Source organism: Streptomyces sp. NBC_00464 (genome assembly GCF_036013915.1).
Lineage (GTDB): Bacteria > Actinomycetota > Actinomycetes > Streptomycetales > Streptomycetaceae > Streptomyces.
Genome location: NZ_CP107899.1, coordinates 627,153 through 639,182, shown reverse-complemented (window position 1 = coordinate 639,182; position 12,030 = coordinate 627,153). Strand labels below are relative to the sequence as shown.

The window sequence follows — 12,030 nt, the reverse complement described above, 5'->3', positions numbered from 1 at the left end:
GGCCGGAGTTTCGTGAAGGGCCAGGTCGTCGGAGTGGAGGTGGCTGGGATTCAGCAGCACCCTTCGTAGGTCGCTACCCAGCAGCCACAACCATGCCGGCCGTGACCTGAGGACGGTTGGGGAGCAGCGACGCGAGGTTGTCCCTTACGAAGTCCGCCGCCCGCTCGATCGACTCTTCGGCCCCGGACTGGTCTTCGAAGACGCTGGTAGAGACCATCACTCCGTCCCCGGCGTCCACCCAGTAGTAGGCCACGAATCCGGGGACTCGGCGGAGGAGAGGCACGAATCCCTCATCCACTCGGCGTCCCGCCTCAGCAGAGTCAGTCACTCCTTCGTAACGCCGAATTACTGCGTACACAGCTGATCTCCTCACAGATCCCAAGTTCACCTTGCGCGAAGCGACCTACCCCCACCGAGCATCTTTCGCTCGGGGGACTCCCGGAAGCGACCCGTATAGGCGCACCGGTGATCCAAACCGGGGATCTGCTGTGGCCGAGGCTGAGCGAACCGGGACATCACGGAAGTCCGGTCAGAGCCGTTCTCACAGATCCTCATCAAGGTCGCGCCTTCGTCTGACCTGCGCGAATCCGGGCCCGGCCTCGTTCGGAGTCGGTGTGACCGCTGGCGTCACAGAAGTTGAGCCAGAGCCTGAGTTTGGACAGCAGTTGTTCACCGCCTCGGGAGGCGGTTGGATCAGGTCGGGGTCGATGTTCACGAGAACGGGGCACCTGAGCCGGAGCCTTCGTCGGGCACCGGGAGCGGATCGCCGAGGGGGCCCTCGTGGACTGGTCGATGGGACTGCTCGGTTTCTCTGCAGGGCTGATGATCTCCGTAGCCACGGCGCCCGTAGGCGTCTCCGGAGCGGTCTTTCTGCTGCCTGTTCAGCTCAGCATGCTGAGCGTGCCGAGCCCAGCGGTGACACCAACGAACCTGCTCTACAACGTCGTGGCCGGCCCCGGCGCCCTCTTCCGGTACTCGCGGACTGGCCGTCTCGGAACGCCGCTGACCTGGCTGCTGATCTCCGGCACCCTGCCCGGCGTCGTGCTCGGCGCCCTGATCCGAGTCTTCGCCGTACCCGGCCCGCGCGTCTTCCGACTGCTCGTCGCAGCACTCCTCCTGCCGCTCGGGCTGTGGTTGTGGCTGCGGACCGTACGTCCGGCACCGGCCCGTGACCCGCAACCGCTCCCGCCACGCACCACGAGGACGCTGGCCCTGGTGGTCGGCGTCGTCGGCGGCATCTACGGCATCGGAGGCGGCTCCCTGCTCGGACCGATCCTCGTCGGCCGCGGAACCCCGGTCGCCACCGTCGCACCTGCAGCTCTGGCCTCTACCTTCGTGACCTCCATCGTCGGCGCGGCCACCTACGCACTGCTTTCCCTGACCACCACAGGCGACGTTGCCCCCGACTGGCTTCTGGGCCTGTCCTGCGGCGTCGGCGGACTCCTGGGCGGATATCTCGGCGCACACCTCCAGCCACGCCTGCCCGAAACTGCCCTGCGCCTCTTGCTTGCCGTCCTGGCCATCAGCGTTGGCGCGCTCTACGCGGTGCAGGTACGGGGCTGACCGTCCAGCAATCGCCGCCTCTGCCGCGCTGGGATGCCGTCGAAACTCGAGCTCTGACTCATCTTCTGTGATGTCAGCGGTCATACCGAGTCCGGACGAGGCCGTGCCCGGATATCTCGCAGTCAGACGGAGGAGCGACCTTCCGAACGCGGCGTTCCTGCTCCGCTTCACAGAAGTCGAGCCAGAGCCCGTTCTCATGAACAGAGCCACTCAGTGCTTCCGCAGCCGCGACAGCACGTACTCCGCGTCCCGGCCGACGCCGCGCAGGGTCTTGGAGGAGAAGCTGCGCTGAAACTCCATGCCCACGAAACCGAATCCCGGCACGGTGCTGGCGATGCCGCCCCTGTGCAGCGGCGCGCCATCGGCGCCGACGGCGCCGCTGTCGTGCAGGTAGGGGAAGGTGAGCCGGTAGCCGGTGGCGAGCAGGACCGTGTCGACGGCTTCCTTCGTTCCGTCGGCCCACACCACGCCCTGGTTGGTGAACCGGCTGAACATGTCGCGGCGTTCGACGCCGTGTCGGTCCAGTGCAGCCAGGTAGTGGCCGTCATCGATCACGGAGACGGGGACCTTCGCCAGTAGCCGTCGGATCGGTGCGATGTCGAGGCGGGTGTGCTTGAGCCACCAGTGCAGATCCCGGCCGAGCGGGCGTTGGGGCATCCACCCGATCGGGCGTCGGCTGGCCAGGGTGGTGTCGGCGATCGCGCCGAGATCCGCAGCGATCTGGATCGCGGAGTTGCCTCCGCCGACCACGACGACTCGCTGCCCTGTAAACGCGTCGGGCCTGCGGTAGTCGGCGGCGTGCAGTACCTGGCCGCCGAACTCCGTCCGGCCAGGAAGGTCCGGAGTGAAGGGGGTGCCGTAGTCGCCGGTAGCGGCGATGACCGCCCCGGCGGTGAACTTCCGCCCGTCGTCGGCGAGTACGGACCAGGCACCATCCTGGTGCGTTACAGAGGTGACAGAGGTCGAGGTGCGGATGTCGGCGAGTAGGCGGTTGGCGTAGTCGCGCAGGTAGTTCACGACTTCGTCCCGTCGTGGGTAGCGATCCGGGTCGCCGGGGAACTGTATGCCGGGAAGGGAGGAGTACCGGGCAGGGGAGAACAGCGTGAGGCTGTCGTAGTAGCGCGGCCACGATCCGCCCGGTTCCTTTGCGGCTTCCAGGACCAGAGTGCGGGTGAAGCCGTGACGTGGGGCAAGGGCTGCGGTGACCAGGCCGGACTGCCCGGCGCCGATGACGATGAGATCGGCATGTTCCATGAGAACGTAATCCTTCACTTGAGTCGTTATTTCGGGAAGTGACGAAATGTTTGGCAGGGAGCTGTGACAGAGAACGGCATCGAGGCGTCCGTGGTGGATCCGGCGACGGCTGACTTCCTCAAGGCCCTGGCCAGCGAAACGCGTCAGAAGGTGCTGCAGCAGTTCGCCGGCGGGATCGAGCTGACGGTCGGCGAGATCGCCGACCGCTGTGCGCTGAAGCCGTCGACCGCCTCGGAGCACCTGAGCTTGCTGCGCCGCGGCGGCCTGGTGATCTCCCGTAAGGAGGGCAAGCAGGTCTACTACCGGGCCGACGGCGCCACGATGACCCTGCGCGTCTCTGCGCTCCAGGCGTACCTGGCGCGCTGCTGCCCGCCTGACTGCAACGGCTGACGCTCAGAAGTCGGTCGAAGGTCAGGTGCGGAGGTCGAGCATGGCGGACATGGCGGCGACGACCGGCGGGGCGACCTGGTAGTAGACCCAGGTGCTGCGTCGCTCCGAGGTCAGCAAGCCGGCCTCGCGCAGCTTCTTCAGGTGGTGGGACACGGTCGGCTGGGAGACGCCGACGTCGGAGATGTCGCACACGCACGCCTCGCCGCCCGGGTGTGAGGCGACCTTGGAGAACAGGCGCAGCCGTACCGGGTCGGACAGTGCCTTGAACATCGCGGCCATCCGCTCCGCGTCCTCCTGCGACAGCTCCCCGGCGGTGATCGGCGGGCAGCACGGCACCACGGCATCCGTATCGAGGATCGGCAGCTCCGCAATCTCTGAATTCGACATGCGTCTATGTTGACACTCGTCGATACCGGTGGCAACCTTTGGATATAGACAACAGTCGAAACAGCGGCCCGGAGTGGTCGCTCATCCCGGAGGACATCACCGCCATGACCACCACTGCAGACCTCCCGGTCGTCGTCATCGGCGCCGGCCCCGCCGGACTGGCGGCAGCCGCCCACCTGGTCGAACGCGGCATCGAACCCCTGGTCCTGGAGGCCGGCCCGACCGCCGCCACCGCGGTGCGCGGCTGGTCGCACGTGCGGCTGTTCTCGACCTGGAGCGAGCTGACGGACCCGGCCGCCGAGAAGCTCCTGGCGCCCACCGGCTGGGTCCGGCCCGCCGCGGACACCTACCCCACGGGCGGTGACTGGGCCGAGCAGTACCTCCAGCCGCTCGCCGATGTCCTCGGGGACCGGGTCCGCTACGGCGCCACCGTCACCGGCGTCTCCCGCCTTGGACGGGACCGGATCGTCGACGCGGACCGCGAGCAGCAGCCCTTCACCATCCGGATCACGCGTGGCGACGGTGTCGAGGAGCGGATCCTGGGGCGCGCCGTAATCGACGCGTCCGGTACCTGGTCCACCCCCGCCCCGATCGGCGCCGACGGCCTCCCCGCCCTGGGCGAGCATGCCGCGTCCGCCCGAATCTCCTACCGCATCCCCGACCTCAAGGACCCGGCCGTCCGCGCCCGGTACGCGGGCAGGCGCACCGCTGTCATCGGTTCCGGGGCCTCCGCGTTCACCGCCCTGGCCGCCCTCGCCGCCGTCTCGAAGGACGAACCCGGCACCCACTCGGTGTGGGTCCTGCGCCGCGGCATCAGCGGCTCCACCTTCGGCGGCGGCTCCGCCGACCAGCTTCCCGCCCGCGGCGCGCTGGGCCTGGCCGCCAAGACCGCCGTCGACAACGGCCACGCCGAGGCCGTCACCGGCTTCCGCACCGAAGTAATCGAGCCCACCGACGACGACCGCCTGGTCCTGGTCGGCGAGGACGGCCGGCGCCTCGACCCGGTGGACGAGGTCATCGTCCTGACGGGCCTGCGCCCCGACCTGTCCTTCCTGTCGGAGCTCCGCCTCGCCCTGGACGAGCGCCTCCAGGCGCCGGTGGAGCTCGCCCCGCTCATCGACCCGAACCAGCACTCCTGCGGCACCGTCTACCCGCACGGCCACCGCGAACTGTCCCACCCCGAGCCGGGCTTCTACCTGGTCGGCATGAAGTCCTACGGCCGTGCCCCGACCTTCCTCGCCATGACCGGCTACGAGCAGGTCCGCTCCGTCGCCGCCGCACTCGCCGGCGACACCGAAGCCGCCGACCGCGTCGAACTCACCCTCCCCGAGACCGGGGTCTGCGGCGGCGCCGGACTCTTCGATGACCCCGCCGCCGGGCAGACCGACGAAGGCGGCTGCTGCGCCCCGGCAGCCCCAGCGCTCGTACAGATCGGAACGGGAATCTCGCTTCCCGTCGCAGCCCTTGCCGGCACGGCGTCCGGCGGATGCTGCGGGTCCTGAACATCGGCGCTCCGACCTACCTAGGTCGGAGCGCTTCCACCCTGCGTCAGGAGGATCGTCATGTCCCGAGTACAGCTCGCCCTACGCGTCCCCGACCTCCAAGCCTCAATCGCCTTCTACAGCAAGCTCTTCGCCACCGAACCGGCGAAACTGCGTGACGGTTACGCCAACTTCACCATCGCCGACCCACCGCTCAAACTCGTCCTCGTCCAAGGCAAGTTCGACGAGGACACGCGCATGGACCACCTAGGCGTCGAGGTCGACACCACGGAAGCAGTCCACGCCGCCACCGCCCGCCTCCAGGACCAAGGGCTGACGACCGACGTCGAGAACGACACCACCTGCTGCTACGCCCTCCAGGACAAGGTCTGGGTCCACGGCCCCGGCCAGGAACCGTGGGAGGTCTATGTCGTCAAGGCAGACGCCGACTCCATGGCCAAGCAGAAGAACAGCACCTGCTGCGCCGACCCGGCCGCCGTAGCCGACCCGTCCACTCCGGTCCAGGCCGGTGGCTGCTGCCCGTGACCAACCTTGACGCCCGCGGGGCCGCGACCGGAACAGGGGACCGGTCGCGGCCCCGCGCCGTGCTCCCAGCCCTTTGCGCCACACAGATCACCAGCTGGGGAATCGTCTACTACGCCTTCCCTGTACTGAACCCGGCCATCACAGCCGACACCGGCTGGTCCGCCGGTGCAACGACAGCCGCGTTCTCCACAGCCCTGCTCATCTCCGCCTTCGCCGGGATCCGGGTCGGCCGGATCATCGACCACCGCGGACCGCGCACCGTCATGACCACCGGCTCCGTCCTCGGAGTGGCAAGCCTGCTCGTCATGGCAGCTGCCCCGAACCTGCCGGTGTTCTTCGCCGGCTGGCTGTTGGCAGGACTGGCCATGGCAGCCACCTTCTATCAGCCTGCATTCGCTGCACTCACCCGCTGGTGGGCACCCGATCACGTCCGCGCCCTCACCATCATCACCCTCGCCGGCGGACTTGCCTCCACCGTCTTCGCGCCCCTGACTGCAGCTCTCGCCGACCACATGAGCTGGCGCATGACCTACACCGTCCTTGCCGTGATCCTTGCTGCCGTCACGATCCCCGCCCACCTATTCGCACTCAAGGCCCCCTGGCCCGCCGCGCCGCCACCGTCGCCCCACACCAACGACTCCGCGGCCGCGGTCTCACGTAGCCGGCCCTTCTGGATGCTCGCCGCATCCCTCACTCTTTCGGCCTTCGCGGTGTCCGCTGCAGTCGTCGCCCTGGTCCCCCTCCTCATCGAGCGCGGGTACTCAACCAGCCAGGCTGCATGGGCACTCGGCCTCGGCGGCGCCGGACAGACCCTCGGTCGCACCCTGTACGCAACACTCGCCGCCCGAACCGGTGTCACCGTCCGAACGGCCGCGCTCATCGCGCTCGGCGGCGTCACCACCGCGGCACTCGCGCTGGCCCCCGGCCCGTATTCGCTGCTGGTGGTGCTCTCGATTGCCGCCGGAATGGTCCGCGGCAACATCACCCTGCTGCAGGCCACAGCAATCACCGACCGATGGGGCACCACCCACTACGGCCGCCTGTCCGGAATCCTTGCCGCGCCGACCACCACGGCCTCAGCACTTGCTCCCTTCGCCGGCGCAGCCTTGGCCGCATCGCTTGGCGGATACCCTCATTTGTTCATCGCCCTCGCCTGCGTAGCCGCAGCTGCCTGTCTCACCGCACTCAGTGGGCGGTTCGTGAGTCTTTGAGCGGATCTGCTGTCGCCTGATGGTGTGGCGTCGAGGCGGAATCTGCCGGTTCACGGTCGTTGATCTGGTGATGTGACCGGGTGAGTGAACGCAAGCCGAATCCGAGTGACTTATCGGACGGGCAGTGGTCGTTGATCGAGCCGGTGATCACCGCGTGGAAGGGGCGGCATCGGTCGGTCAGAGGCCATCAAGGTGCCTACGACGTGCGGGAGATCGTGAACGCGATCCTGTGCCAGGGACGGACCGGTTGCTAGTGGGAAGAGCGCGACCTACTACTACTTCGCCGCCTGGCGGCCGCCCCATCCGCGGAGCCGCCCGCCGGATCGCCGACCTACTTGGCCCTGTGTGAGCCGTCAGCGGTCGTAAGGATGGTGCAGATGTCGCCGATAGCGCACGTGTCCGGGGCGTCCTGCGGCCCGGCGGGCCGGCTCGCACAGAACGCCGCGGGCCTCGCTGTCTCTTTGTTTCGCGCATTTCTTGTCGTCAGTGGGCGTCGGTTGTCGAATGGTCCTGGCTGACGATCGGGTTTGTGCACGGGGGCCCGTGTGAGGTGAGGGGCGAGAGGATGGGCCCGTGCTGTCCCGGGCCCGGGGTCTGACTCATGACACGCCTGACCGAAGCGTCTGAATCACACAGTGTCGGCTGTTGGCCGGGGATGGTGCGTTGTCGGTGCCGGGCTGGCGGGGTGTGTCCCGATAGGGGCCTGCCGATCGTTGTGGCCCACTCACGATTCTGACCGTCCGACGCGGTCCGGTACCGGCAGCGCGATACTCATGCGACGGAAGGGGATCGGGCATGTTCAGAACGGCTTCTGCTCCGCGGGCCCGCCGGCGTGCTGCAGGCCGCTCGGCTATCCGGAGCGGCTGGGCCGTGAAGCGTGGTTCGCCGCCTGTGCGGGGAGTCCCCCCGGGCGTTGTTACAAGCGCCGGATCTAGGAGGGACCAGGCGCGAAATCCCCCGTTGCCTCAAACGCCATGCTGCCCGTGAAGTCTTTTACCTGGTCAAACAGGAATCGCCAGGACCCCGCTCATAGGGGCTGTCGTGACAGATGAGAGGGTCGGGCGGGTGAGCGAGACACCTCCGAACACCCTGCAATACCGCTTTGACGGGCCAGAAGACGCCCCGGTCCTCGTCATAGGCCCCTCCCTCGGTACTACATGGCACATGTGGGACCGGCAGATACCCGAGCTCACCCAGCACTGGAGAGTCTTCCGCTACGACCTTCCGGGACACGGCGGCGCGCCCGCGCATCCCGCCACCGCCGTCAGTGAGCTCGCCGACCGGCTGGTGGCCACGCTCGACGGTCTCGGCGTGCAGCGTTTCGGCTACGCGGGCTGCTCGATCGGCGGCGCGATCGGCGCCGACCTCGCGCTGCGCCACCCACAGAGGGTTGCCTCGCTGGCACTGGTCGCCGCCTCGCCCCGGTTCGGCAGCGCCGACGAATTCCGACAGCGCGGGGTGATCGTCCGCACCAACGGGCTGGAGCCCATGGCCCGCACCGCGCCGGAGCGCTGGTTCACGCCGGGCTTCGCCGCCGCGCAGCCGGCCATCGTCGAGTGGGCCGTCCAGATGGTGCGTACCACCGACCCCGGCTGCTACATCGCCGCTTGCGAGGCACTCGCCGCCTTCGACATCCGGACCGATCTCGGCCGGATCGGTGTTCCCACGCTCGTCCTGGTCGGCGCCGAGGACCAGGTCACCGGTCCCGGCGACGCCCGGACCCTGGTCGCGGGCATACCGGACGCACGACTCGCCCTCGTCCCGGGCGCCTCCCATTTGGCCCCGGTCGAGCAGCCGGGAGCCGTCACCGACCTCCTGCTCACGCACTTCTCCACGGCCTGGCAGGACACCCTGGCCGCCATTCCCGTTCCCTCGTTCGCGCCCAGGCTCTCCGCCCCCGTGCTGCCCGTCGCGGAACTCACCACCGGCACCGCGCAGCCCGAGGCGGAATCCGGTGGGCGCCCCGATCCGTACGGGCCGGGTATGAAGATTCGCCGTGAGGTGCTCGGTGACGCCCATGTCGACGGGGTCATGGCCGCCGCCGACGACTTCACCGGCGACTTCCAGGAGCTCGTCACCCGCTACGCCTGGGGTGAGGTCTGGCGCCGGGAGGGTCTTGACCGGCGCACCCGCAGCAGCGTCACGATCACCGCTCTGGTCGCCTCCGGACATCTGGAGGGCCTGGCCGCCCATGTCAGCGCCGCCCTGCGCAACGGCCTCACACCGGCCGAGATCCGGGAAGTGCTCCTGCAGACCGCCGTGTACTGCGGGATTCCCGCCGCGAGTGCCGCTTTCACGATCGCCCAGTCCGTGATTCAGGCCGAAACGACGCCGCCCGCGTAGCAGGATGGACCGTATGAACGCCCAGAATCCCGAGCCGCTCGCGCTCACGCTGACCAAGCAGTCCCACTCCTGCATCCGACTGGAGAAGGGCGGGCGCACGCTCGTCATCGACCCGGGCGGGTTCTCCGAGCAGGAAGCCGCGATCGGCGCCGAGGCGATCCTGGTGACGCACGAGCACCCCGACCACTTCAACGAGGAGCGGCTGCGCGCCGGCCTGGAGGCCGACCCGGCCGCCGAGATCTGGACGCTCGGCAGCGTGGCGGGGCAGCTCGCCGCGGCGTTCCCGGGGCGCGTCCACACCGTCGGCCACGGCGACACCTTCTCGGCCGCCGGGTTCGACATCCAGGTGCACGGCGAGCTCCATGCCGTGATCCATCCGGATCTCCCGAGGGTCACGAACGTCGGCTTCCTCGTGGACGGCTCCGTCTTCCACCCGGGCGACGCCCTCACCGTGCCCGAACATCCGGTCGACACGCTGCTGGTACCGGTGATGGCCCCCTGGAACAAGATCTCCGAGGTCATCGACTACGTCCGCGAGGTCAAGCCGCGCCGCGCCATCGACATCCACGACGCGCTGCTCACCGACCTGGCCCGCCCGATCTACGACACCCACATCGGCAACCTGGGCGGCGCCGACCACGCCCGGCTGACTCCGGGGGAGTCGACCGGCGTGTGACGGGAGCCGCCCCGGCCCCGTTGTCAGTGGGAGCCGCTAGGTTTACGTACATGCGCATCGCCACCTGGAACGTCAATTCGATCACCGCCCGCCTGCCGAGGCTGCTGGCCTGGCTGGAGAGCACCGGCACGGACGTGCTGTGCATCCAGGAGACCAAGTGCGCGGCCGAGCAGTTCCCGGCCGAGGCGCTCCGCGAGCTCGGCTACGAGTCCGCGGTCAACGCCACAGGGCGGTGGAACGGGGTCGCGCTGGTCTCCCGTGTCGGCCTGGCCGACGTCGTGTCGGGACTGCCCGGCGGCCCCGACTACGACGGCGTGCAGGAGCCCCGGGCGATCAGCGCGACCTGTGGCCCGGTCCGCCTCTGGTCGGTCTACGTGCCCAACGGCCGCGAGGTCGAGCACGAGCACTACGCCTACAAGCTGCGCTGGTTCGAGGCGCTGCAGAAGGCGGTGGCGGCGGATGCCGCGGGGGCGCAGCCGTTTGCCGTCCTCGGAGACTTCAACGTGGCTCCGACCGACGAGGACGTCTGGGACCCGGCCCTCTTCGAGGGCGCCACCCATGTCACCCCCGCCGAGCGGGCCGCCCTCGCCACCCTGCGCGAGGAGGGCCTCGCCGACGTGATGCCCCGCCCGCTGAAGTACGACCGCCCGTACACCTTCTGGGACTACCGCGAGCTGCGCTTCCCGAAGAACAAGGGCATGCGGATCGACCTCGTCTACGGCAACACCCCCTTCACCGCCGCCGTCAAGGACAGCTACGTGGACCGCGAGGAGCGCAAGGGCAAGGGCGCCTCCGACCACGCCCCGGTGGTCGTCGACCTCGACCTCTGATCAGCGGCCGTGCTCAGGCGTCCACCCCTGGTGCCTGAGCACGTACGGCCGTCAGGGAGGCGGCCGCCGCGGTGCCGAGCGCCAGGACCATGAGCAGTGCGCTCACCCACAGCGGCGAGCGAAAGCCGAGCCCCGCGCCGATCGCCAGTCCGCCGAGCCAGGGCCCGAGCGCGGCGCCCACGTTGAACGCCGCGGTGGCGAACGAACCGGCCAGGGTAGGCGCCCCGCCCGCCAGCCGGAACACGTGCGAGATCATCGCCGTTCCGGTGCCGAACGCGAGCATGCCCTGGACGAGGACGAGCGCGACCACCGCAACCGGGCTGCCGGCGCCGGCCGCGAACAGGGCCCAGCCGACGGTCAGAGCGGCCAGACCGGCCGCAGTCAGCGCGACCGGACGGGAGTCGATGATCCGGCCGCAGACGGCGACCCCGATGAACGAGCCCACGCCGAACAGAGCGAGCAGCACCGGCACCCACGCGGCGCCGAGTCCGGTGATGTGCCGGGCGGCCGGTTCGAGGTAGGAGAACGCGCAGAAGGTCGCTCCCTGGACGAGTGCGCTCGTCAGCAGGGTCAGCAGCAGCCGGGACCCGGCCAGCGTCCGCAGCTCGGTGTACGCGCTCGGCAGGGTGGCCGCGGGGCGTCCCGCCGGAATCGTCGCCGCGATCACGGCGAGGGCCGGCAGCGCGACGAGGGCCACGGCCCAGAACGCCGCACGCCACCCCCACTGCCCGCCCAGCCAAGCGCCCGCGGGCACCCCCGCCACACAGGCGACGGTGACACCGCCGACCACCACGGACGTGGCCCGCGCCCTTGCCGCGGGTCCGGCGAGGGCGACCGCGGTGACCAGGGCGACGGCCCAGAACCCGGCATTGGCCACCGCCGCGACGACCCGGGTGGCCAGCAGCACCCCGTAACTGGAGGTGACCGCACCGATGACGTGCACGGCGGCGAAGACGCAGAGGAAGGACAACAGGGCGCGTCGGCGCGGCCAGTTGCGGCCCAGGAGCGCCATCGCGGGCGCCCCGAGGACCATGCCCACGGCGAACGCCGAGGTCAGCAGGCCCGCGGCGGGAATGGAGACGTGCAGGTCATGGGAGATGCCCGAAAGCAGACCGGACAGCATGAACTCGGAAGTGCCCTGGGCGAAGACGGCGAGCCCGAGAGCGTAGACGGAAAACGGCATGAAGAACCCCATGGTCGGCTGATGGACAGAACCGGTCGGGGATGCGGGCCGCACCCGCTCGTGACGACGAGCGGCAACGCGGCAGATCAGCGGAACGGAAGGTCAGCACAACGGTCATGCGGTCATGCCTGTGACACGGCACAACAGGAGCAGGACCGTGGAGCCG

The 12,030-nt window shown here is 69.4% G+C and carries 12 protein-coding genes and 1 pseudogene; 9 read left to right on the top strand and 4 right to left on the bottom strand.

Annotation, left to right across the window (positions count from 1 at the left end):
• Nucleotides 1–73: 73 nt before the first annotated feature.
• On the bottom strand, nucleotides 74–283 hold the full coding sequence (locus tag OG912_RS02780) for a hypothetical protein (RefSeq protein WP_327707997.1): 210 nt from the start codon (nucleotides 281–283) through the stop codon (nucleotides 74–76).
• Nucleotides 284–780: 497 nt separating this feature from the next.
• On the opposite strand from OG912_RS02780, the gene OG912_RS02775 reads away from it, so the two are divergent.
• Nucleotides 781–1,563: a TSUP family transporter gene (locus OG912_RS02775; RefSeq protein WP_327707996.1), complete on the top strand. Its 783-nt coding sequence runs from the start codon at nucleotides 781–783 to the stop codon at nucleotides 1,561–1,563.
• 210 nt (nucleotides 1,564–1,773) lie between these two features.
• Here OG912_RS02775 and OG912_RS02770 read toward each other — a convergent pair whose 3' ends face one another.
• On the bottom strand, nucleotides 1,774–2,817 hold the full coding sequence (locus OG912_RS02770) for a flavin-containing monooxygenase (protein ID WP_327707995.1): 1,044 nt from the start codon (nucleotides 2,815–2,817) through the stop codon (nucleotides 1,774–1,776).
• Between the two features lie 63 nt (nucleotides 2,818–2,880).
• Here OG912_RS02770 and OG912_RS02765 point away from each other — a divergent pair, with 63 nt between their 5' ends.
• A complete protein-coding gene (locus tag OG912_RS02765; RefSeq protein WP_326656688.1) occupies nucleotides 2,881–3,207 on the top strand; it encodes an ArsR/SmtB family transcription factor in 327 nt (108 codons plus the stop codon).
• A 21-nt stretch (nucleotides 3,208–3,228) separates the two neighbouring features.
• On the opposite strand, the gene OG912_RS02760 is transcribed toward OG912_RS02765, so the two are convergent.
• Nucleotides 3,229–3,594, bottom strand: coding sequence for an ArsR/SmtB family transcription factor (locus OG912_RS02760; protein WP_327707994.1), 366 nt, complete (start codon nucleotides 3,592–3,594; stop codon nucleotides 3,229–3,231).
• A 104-nt stretch (nucleotides 3,595–3,698) separates the two neighbouring features.
• Here OG912_RS02760 and OG912_RS02755 point away from each other — a divergent pair, with 104 nt between their 5' ends.
• The 7 genes and pseudogenes from OG912_RS02755 (at nucleotide 3,699) to OG912_RS02725 (ending at nucleotide 10,681) form a co-directional block, all read left to right on the top strand.
• A complete protein-coding gene (locus OG912_RS02755; protein WP_327707993.1) occupies nucleotides 3,699–5,096 on the top strand; it encodes an NAD(P)-binding domain-containing protein in 1,398 nt (465 codons plus the stop codon).
• A gap of 60 nt (nucleotides 5,097–5,156) precedes the next feature.
• Complete coding sequence (locus OG912_RS02750; protein ID WP_327707992.1) at nucleotides 5,157–5,621, top strand: ArsI/CadI family heavy metal resistance metalloenzyme; 465 nt, start codon at nucleotides 5,157–5,159, stop codon at nucleotides 5,619–5,621.
• A complete protein-coding gene (locus tag OG912_RS02745) occupies nucleotides 5,618–6,832 on the top strand; it encodes an MFS transporter (RefSeq protein WP_327707991.1) in 1,215 nt (404 codons plus the stop codon). The genes OG912_RS02750 and OG912_RS02745 overlap by 4 nt, the downstream gene beginning before the upstream one ends.
• Before the next feature lie 80 nt (nucleotides 6,833–6,912).
• Nucleotides 6,913–7,126, top strand: a pseudogene (locus tag OG912_RS02740) (transposase); the annotation flags it as partial.
• A 771-nt stretch (nucleotides 7,127–7,897) separates the two neighbouring features.
• A complete protein-coding gene (gene pcaDC, locus OG912_RS02735) occupies nucleotides 7,898–9,175 on the top strand; it encodes a bifunctional 3-oxoadipate enol-lactonase/4-carboxymuconolactone decarboxylase PcaDC (RefSeq protein WP_327707990.1) in 1,278 nt (425 codons plus the stop codon).
• A 13-nt stretch (nucleotides 9,176–9,188) separates the two neighbouring features.
• On the top strand, nucleotides 9,189–9,851 hold the full coding sequence (locus OG912_RS02730; RefSeq protein ID WP_327707989.1) for an MBL fold metallo-hydrolase: 663 nt from the start codon (nucleotides 9,189–9,191) through the stop codon (nucleotides 9,849–9,851).
• A gap of 50 nt (nucleotides 9,852–9,901) precedes the next feature.
• The gene (locus OG912_RS02725) at nucleotides 9,902–10,681 is read left to right on the top strand and encodes an exodeoxyribonuclease III (RefSeq protein ID WP_327707988.1); all 780 of its coding nucleotides are present in this window, start codon (nucleotides 9,902–9,904) and stop codon (nucleotides 10,679–10,681) included.
• Between the two features lie 13 nt (nucleotides 10,682–10,694).
• On the opposite strand, the gene OG912_RS02720 is transcribed toward OG912_RS02725, so the two are convergent.
• Entirely contained in the window at nucleotides 10,695–11,864 is a 1,170-nt protein-coding gene (locus OG912_RS02720; RefSeq protein WP_327707987.1) for a Cmx/CmrA family chloramphenicol efflux MFS transporter, read from the bottom strand.
• Nucleotides 11,865–12,030 lie beyond the last annotated feature (166 nt).

What these genes read in the sequence shown, in the direction of transcription:
- OG912_RS02730 (WP_327707989.1), top strand. Translation starts at nt 9,189, where the DNA reads ATGAACGCCCAGAATCCCGAGCCGCTCGCGCTCACGCTGACCAAGCAG.
- OG912_RS02725 (WP_327707988.1), top strand. Translation starts at nt 9,902, where the DNA reads ATGCGCATCGCCACCTGGAACGTCAATTCGATCACCGCCCGCCTGCCG.
- OG912_RS02755 (WP_327707993.1), top strand. Translation starts at nt 3,699, where the DNA reads ATGACCACCACTGCAGACCTCCCGGTCGTCGTCATCGGCGCCGGCCCC.
- OG912_RS02760 (WP_327707994.1), bottom strand. Translation starts at nt 3,594, where the DNA reads ATGTCGAATTCAGAGATTGCGGAGCTGCCGATCCTCGATACGGATGCC.
- OG912_RS02720 (WP_327707987.1), bottom strand. Translation starts at nt 11,864, where the DNA reads ATGCCGTTTTCCGTCTACGCTCTCGGGCTCGCCGTCTTCGCCCAGGGC.
- OG912_RS02750 (WP_327707992.1), top strand. Translation starts at nt 5,157, where the DNA reads ATGTCCCGAGTACAGCTCGCCCTACGCGTCCCCGACCTCCAAGCCTCA.
- OG912_RS02770 (WP_327707995.1), bottom strand. Translation starts at nt 2,817, where the DNA reads ATGGAACATGCCGATCTCATCGTCATCGGCGCCGGGCAGTCCGGCCTG.